This window comes from Enteractinococcus helveticum (genome assembly GCF_020742345.1).
In the GTDB taxonomy this organism is placed as follows: domain Bacteria; phylum Actinomycetota; class Actinomycetes; order Actinomycetales; family Micrococcaceae; genus Yaniella; species Yaniella helvetica_A.
Genome location: NZ_DYXC01000075.1, coordinates 1 through 6,596, shown reverse-complemented (window position 1 = coordinate 6,596; position 6,596 = coordinate 1). Strand labels below are relative to the sequence as shown.

The window sequence follows — 6,596 nt, the reverse complement described above, 5'->3', positions numbered from 1 at the left end:
CTGCCGCCGTCTTTCCAGGGGTCGACATGGTGAGCATCGCACCACGGTGCCGGAATTTTACAATTGGGTGCCGCACATCCGCGATCTCGAGCGATCAACCCTCGCCGTTGATCCGCAGAGAATTGACGGGCTGTGCGTCCCAGATCCAGTAGGGCCCCATTGGAGCCAAGGACAGCCGGTATCAGTTCGGCTTCACACGACAACGGTCTGATCGACGACGGTGAGATAGGACCTGTAAAGAGTGCCTGCGAGATGAAGGTGGTGGCCTTGGGGTGCGACGGACCGGTCACTGGGCACTGGTGAGCATATTGGTCATAGAGTGTTTGATAGTCCATGATCACGCTCAACTGCGGTGGCAGGCCACCTACTGTTGGGAACGTCGTCGACGCCAGCGACATGCCGGTGTCAATGACCGCGGTGATGCCATCGAGCAGTTTTTGCTCTCGGGTTCGTTCATCAGCCGCAGTAACGGGATTGCCGAGTTCGTCTTCGCTAAACAATGGTTGTTGGCCGTGATTGTCGGGCTTTTTCCGAATGACCGGTGTGGTGAAGTTCGGCAGGGTCGTACCAAAGAGTTGTTCAAGCAGGGTTTTGAGTGGCTCAAAACTGGTGTTGGGGTTATTGACGACGGAGGCCAGCACGCGTAGACGTTCGTGGAACAGATCATCGACGCGCAGCATCCAATTGTGCAGACCTCGGACATGGCCGCGATAAAAAGCACCCCGCTTGCGATTTAAAATGTTGTCGTCGAGCGTGCCGTCTTGGTTGAACCAGTAGGTAGTGTGTTGTGACCATCGCTTGGCTACCTGGCGTAGCCCATCAGGATCTAACTGCGTAGCCTGTGCCGCCAGATGCTGCTGGCCTGTCTCGAGACGGTCTTGTACTTCTGGGGTGAGTACTTTTGCTCGAGCCGCCTCGCGCTGTACCTGATTGACCGTATCCACCACAATCTCGGCTGCGGCTGCATCAATGGCCGCATCGAAAAAGTGCTGTGCCACTTGCGGATAGCTGGACTGCGGCATATGACCGCCGTCCAGACTTGGAGCCGGTGCAAGTTCGGCAGCAAGTTTGACTCGGGCCTTGGCCTGCCGAAGTGGAATTCTGAGGGTATCGCGCAGATACTCGGCGATATTGCGGAAGGCCGCTTTGCCAGCGGGCATGCCAAAGACCTCGACACGTTCTGCATCCGAATAATAAGCATTCGACGCGAATCCGGCCATGAGGGTTTGAAGCGCTGCAACCTGGCGACCCAACTGTTCGATGTCTCGTATTAAGACGGGAAACGGCACATCCGGAGGACGCGCCGAACCGCTAGGCGCTGGATCCTCCGTTCCCCACACGGTGCCCCAATCGATTGAAGCTTGCTCCACCGTGAAGCGTTCAAGCTTGGCATAGGCATCAGGAGCACGGTAGCATGCCAACGCTTGGGTCAGGAGTCCTTGGGCTTGGCTGATGAGCCCTGCGGGATTTGTCTCGGTACCAATATGTTGTGTCATACCGACACTCCAGCATTTCTTCGAACTTTAATGGAGCCATAATCACAGAATGTGGATAACCGTTGTCTGCATGCTTGCCTGAGGAAACATGCACCTGCTCTTCAACGTCGTCGGACTCACACAGCGGTACCGGGTGTAGCGAAATTAACTCATGTGTGGGTCTTTCCATGGATGCTTGGGCGGTTGCCAGGAGGCCAGCGCAGCAAGCAGTGCCGCTGGGTCACTTTCTACGATGAGCGCGTTAGTGAATTCTGTGCGCATGAAACCTGCAGCGGCCATGTGATCGAGCATGGCAAGCAGTGGATCCCAGAACCCTGCCACATTGAGCAGCGCGACCGGTTTTGTGTGGATGCCTAGCTGTTGCCAGGTCCAGGCTTCGAAGAGTTCCTCAAGCGTGCCGGCTCCACCCGGTAGGGCGACGAAAGCATCACCGAGGTCGGCCATGCGCTCTTTGCGGATGTGCATATTCGGCACAATCTCCAGGCTGGTCAGATGCGGGTGCGGAATCTCCTGGGTCGTCAAGGATTCGGGCATAATACCGGTGACTTCGCCACCCGATGCCAGAACCGTATCGGCCAATACACCCATTAATCCCACGTTGCCGCCACCAAATACGAGGCCGTACCCATGGTCAGCAAGAGTGCCAGCGAAGGATTCCACGGCTTGAACATAGGCGTCACTGTTGCCGTGTCGTGATCCGGTGAATACTGTAATGCGATGAATCTGTCGTCGCTTAGTCATGTACGGCCTTGGCATAGTGGGTCTGCAGACCTTGCAGCGTTGCGCGGATATTGTGTGCGTTGTGGTTAAACATGCCCATTGCTTTCCACACGCGCAGCATCAGCGGGCTCACCTGGCGGTAATCGAAGGTTTCGGTCACCCAGGTGCCACCGTCACCGGCTGCTTCAAATGCCCAAGCCCACACGTGCTTAGCCGGGTGTTGCCACGCAATCTCATGGTGTGGCTCAGCGGTGAGCACTCGCATCTTGATCGTGTAGGGTACCCCAAATTGCCGCATCCAAATATTAAAGGTGTCCCCTTCGGTGAGGACTTCGGGGCCACTCACCTGGGCCGACAGTGATCCGCTACCGTCCAATTCATGATGTCGGTGTGGATTCACCACCAGGGGCCACAACTGGTCAACAGATGCATTGACGTGCACCCGGTAACTGATGGTGAAGGGCCCGGTATCGATTTCGTTGACATGCTGAGGGTATTGCGTATGTTGTGCCATCTGATCAGACTACGCGTCTTGCTATCGTTCTCACCAGAAATTAGCATCTGTTGCCCCTGCGGCGGTGGCATTTCCACACAGTAACACCATGCAGATCACTGAAATCGTTGTTCTTGCACGGCTGGAAACGCTTTGCACCACGTGACCTCAAAGATCAACCTGAGGGCTTTGCCACACCATGTCCCAAAACCTCGGTAGAATGCGGATGTTCCCAGACCACGTGTGTCGATGTGTGGTCTGATCCAAGAATCTACTCCAGAGGTGTTGTATGCCCGCGGCGACGGTTACGCCTGCCTTACGCCAATCCGTTCGCGAAACCTTCAAACGACCAGCCTGGCTGCGCACTGAAATCCTGGCCGGTCTGGTGGTTGCGCTCGCATTAATTCCCGAGGCCATCGCGTTTGCCCTCATCGCCGACGTCGACCCCAAGATCGGACTCTACGCAGCCGGCATCATGGCCATGTCGATCTCCTTTCTCGGCGGACGCCCGGCAATGATTTCCGCGGCCACCGCCGCTACCGCCCTCGTGATCGCACCAATTGTGGCATCCCACGGGATCCAATACCTGTTTGCCACCGTGATTCTGGCGGGCATCTTACAGATTGTGCTCGGGGTCCTCGGCATTGCCAAACTCATGAAGTTCATCCCGCAATCGGTCATGACCGGTTTCGTCAATGCTCTGGCAATCCTCATTTTTATTGCCCAGCTGCCCGATCTGATCGACGTACCCTGGACCGTCTACCCGCTGTTTGCCCTGGGATTGGCCATCATCTTCCTGTGGCCCAAAGTCACCGAAGTCGTCCCGTCGGCACTGGTCGCCATCATCGTCGTCACCCTGATCGTCATCATCTTCAACATCAGTGTTCCCACCGTGGCAGATAAAGGCGAACTCCCCAGCGAACTGCCATTCTTCTTCATCCCGGATGTCCCTTTTCACCTGGAAACCCTGGAAATCATCTTCCCGGCCGCCCTAGCCATGGCTGTTGTCGGTTTACTGGAATCCTTAATGACGGCGCAACTGGTCGACAATATTACTGACACCGGTTCCAATAAAACCCGAGAATCTATTGGTCAGGGTGCCTCCAACATGCTGGCCGGATGCTTCGGCGGCATGGGCGGCTGCGCGATGATCGGCCAAACCATGATCAACGTGCGCGCCTCCGGAGCCCGCACCCGCATCTCGACCTTCGTCGCCGGCCTATTCCTGCTCATTTTGGCCATCGGCCTGGGCGACATCGTCGGTCTGATGCCCATGGCTGTGCTCGTCGCCGTGATGGTCTACGTCTCGTACGCAACCTTCGAATGGCACTCAATCGCCCCGCGCACCCTGAAGAACATGCCAAAATCCGAAACCCTGGTCATGCTCATCACCGTCATCCCAACCGTGGTCACCGGGAACCTGGCCGTCGGGGTGGGTCTGGGCGTACTGGCCGCCATGATCGCCTTTGTCCGACACGTGTCGCACTTTGCCACGGTGTCTCGCAGCATCAGCGACGCCGAAACCAAAGCCACCTACCTGGTGACCGGCCAACTGTTCTTCGCCTCATCTCACGACCTGGCCAACCAGTTCGAATACGCACTAGACCCCAACCACGTCGTCATTGATCTGCGCCAAGCCAACATCTGGGACCACTCGACCGCCGCCACCCTGGACGCCATCAACGAACGCTACACCCAACGCGGTAAAACCGTAGAATTTTTGGGTCTGCGCGGCAAATTCCCACTCGGCCGCCCAACAGCCAGGTCGCAGGAAACATAACGACGACGACGCACGCCGGGCCGGCCGAGGCTGGTGGCGAGAGCTGCGCTCAGGTCGGCTAAAGTCCCACAACGAAGATTCGGTAGATAATGCAGGCCACCGCGGCGATACCGGCTACGGTAGTGAACACGTTGGAGGCCTTGCCCCGATATTTTTCCAACGCGTCGAAACGATGAATCGCATACATCGGCATCAGATACAGCACCACAGCAATAATTGGGCCCGCCAGGGTTTCGATCATGTCTAAAATGCCGACGTCGAGAATTGCGACTACCCAGGTGGAAAGGAAGATAAAGACAGCCACCCCGAAACTGATGGTTTTTTCGGTGGGCTCTTTGCCTGCTGCCGTCACCACTGAACGGACGATTCCGGCAGCTCCTTCGGCGGCACCCAGATAATGTCCAAAGAATGAGGAACCAATTGCGGCAATAGCGACCGCCGGACCGAGATATTCAATGAAGGGGGCATCCATCACCTGAGCCAGGTAGGACAACACCGGCAGGTTTGCCTCCCGGGCTTGCTGAAGACCGTCGGCACCCAGGGCCAGGACGGTGGACCAGACGAACCCCATGGTGAAAACGACCAGCAGCATGGTGGTTCGACGCAGCACCACATTGCCGCGGGCATCAGACTCAGGACCATAGCGTCGTTGCATGGCAAGAGTGTATTGGGAAACCGCCGGCGAGAAGTTGAATGCAAAGATCAGCACGGGGATGACCAATAAGAGCGCTTGACCCATCTCGCCCCATGCAGGAGTCGTCTCAGTGATGAAACTTAATTGCCACGACGGAATGAGAAACAGCGTGACGCCGAGCAAGGCTGCGATGAGCGGGTAGACCAGCCATTGCATGGCCACGAGCATGACGCGTTGCCCCAGAATCATCACCAACATCATCAGTGCAATCAACACCCCGGAAAGTAACCAGCGGGGAGGCGCACCCCAATGCAGTTGCTCGACCAGCAGGCTATCGACGGTATTGGTAATGGCAATGCCATAGATCATCACGATGGGGAAGATCGCCAGGAAGTAGAGGACGGTGACAACCTGTCCACCGACCGGGCCAAAAAGCTCACGGGCAACCACCGTGATATCAGCACCGGGATTCGCTGAGGCGGACACAAACCGCGACAGCCCGCGATGCGCAAAAAACGTCATCGGCCCAATCAGTAGGGTAGCGATAATCAGTGGCCAGACCCCGCCGGACCCGGCATTCATGGGAAGAAACAGGATGCCAGCACCAACAGCTGTACCAAAGAGTGAAATCGCCCAACTATTTTCGAAACGACGCCGCTTTCGGGATGCACGTTTATCCTCGTCAGGAGCCGAATCGCTGGCGTTCATTGGGGCTTCAGGGTCAGTTGGTTTGTCAGATATCACGACGTTGGCTCCCTCATACTCGTTGAACACCACATTATCGCGCTGCCGGACACCGGTTGTTTTCTATCATGCCTGACCGCCAGACAGAGTTGTACCCGAGCCACACCGCAGCTTCGTCTCCATGCACAGTATGGCGTGGGGTGTTCACTCTCAAAACATCAGACTTGTCGTGCTGCATTCTTGCTGTTCACTTGCTGTGTAGCAGCGCAGAATATCCGCTAATCCCTTGCGCTCAAGCATTGATTTCTGCAGACAATAGAAGGACAAAACACCCTATGCAATAACTCAATGCCCAAAGACGGTGTGGTGTCTGGTCAAGCAGCCGCAGGACGGGCACATTGCAGCAGTGTTGACGAAAGGAGCACGCTATGCGCATGACACAGATGATTGACCTTGTCCAACAACGAGCGGACATACACTCCACGCAGGCAGCCAATGACACGCTGCTTGCCGTGGCCGAGACGCTGGCGGAACGAGATATCGACGGCGCACAGGCGAATTTTGCAGCGCAGTTACCGCAAGAACTCGGTTCGGTAGTCAATATGGGTGACGCTAAAAACCAGGTGAAATTCGATGCAGAAGAGTTTGTCACCCGGGTGGGCAGCAGATTGGAGCTCGGTGAGGCCCAAAGTCGGAAGCGCACGCATGCTGCCCTGTCTGCCATGCTGGAAGGCGTTTCTGATGGTGAGCGCATCGATATGCTCAACGCGCTTCCCACGGATTTCACTC

At 56.5% G+C, this 6,596-nt stretch carries 6 protein-coding genes; 2 read left to right on the top strand and 4 right to left on the bottom strand.

Annotated features, from left to right (window positions below; all coding sequences use genetic code 11):
* The 3 genes from K8V32_RS07335 to K8V32_RS07325 all read right to left on the bottom strand — a co-directional run.
* A partial coding sequence (locus K8V32_RS07335; protein ID WP_303905159.1) for an HNH endonuclease signature motif containing protein occupies nt 1-1,496 on the bottom strand: 1,496 nt, incomplete at its 3' end.
* A 144-nt stretch (nt 1,497-1,640) separates the two neighbouring features.
* Entirely contained in the window at nt 1,641-2,237 is a 597-nt protein-coding gene (locus K8V32_RS07330) for an LOG family protein (protein ID WP_303905156.1), read from the bottom strand.
* A complete protein-coding gene (locus K8V32_RS07325) occupies nt 2,230-2,730 on the bottom strand; it encodes an SRPBCC family protein (RefSeq protein WP_303905151.1) in 501 nt (166 codons plus the stop codon). Before K8V32_RS07325 ends, K8V32_RS07330 begins: the two co-directional genes overlap by 8 nt.
* A 268-nt stretch (nt 2,731-2,998) precedes the next feature.
* Here K8V32_RS07325 and K8V32_RS07320 point away from each other — a divergent pair, with 268 nt between their 5' ends.
* Nucleotides 2,999-4,489 (top strand): SulP family inorganic anion transporter, encoded by a 1,491-nt coding sequence (locus K8V32_RS07320; RefSeq protein WP_303905148.1) that lies wholly within the window; start codon nt 2,999-3,001, stop codon nt 4,487-4,489.
* Nucleotides 4,490-4,547: 58 nt separating this feature from the next.
* Here K8V32_RS07320 and K8V32_RS07315 read toward each other — a convergent pair whose 3' ends face one another.
* The gene (locus tag K8V32_RS07315) at nt 4,548-5,867 is read right to left on the bottom strand and encodes an SLC5/6 family protein (protein ID WP_303905146.1); all 1,320 of its coding nucleotides are present in this window, start codon (nt 5,865-5,867) and stop codon (nt 4,548-4,550) included.
* A gap of 374 nt (nt 5,868-6,241) precedes the next feature.
* Between K8V32_RS07315 and K8V32_RS07310 the strand changes: the two genes are divergently transcribed.
* On the top strand, nt 6,242-6,596 hold a 355-nt coding region (locus tag K8V32_RS07310), incomplete at its 3' end, for a DUF2267 domain-containing protein (RefSeq protein ID WP_303905143.1).

Coding starts and splice junctions, on each gene's coding strand:
- K8V32_RS07330 (WP_303905156.1), bottom strand. CDS start 2,237: ATGACTAAGCGACGACAGATTCATCGCATTACAGTATTCACCGGATCA.
- K8V32_RS07325 (WP_303905151.1), bottom strand. CDS start 2,730: ATGGCACAACATACGCAATACCCTCAGCATGTCAACGAAATCGATACC.
- K8V32_RS07320 (WP_303905148.1), top strand. CDS start 2,999: ATGCCCGCGGCGACGGTTACGCCTGCCTTACGCCAATCCGTTCGCGAA.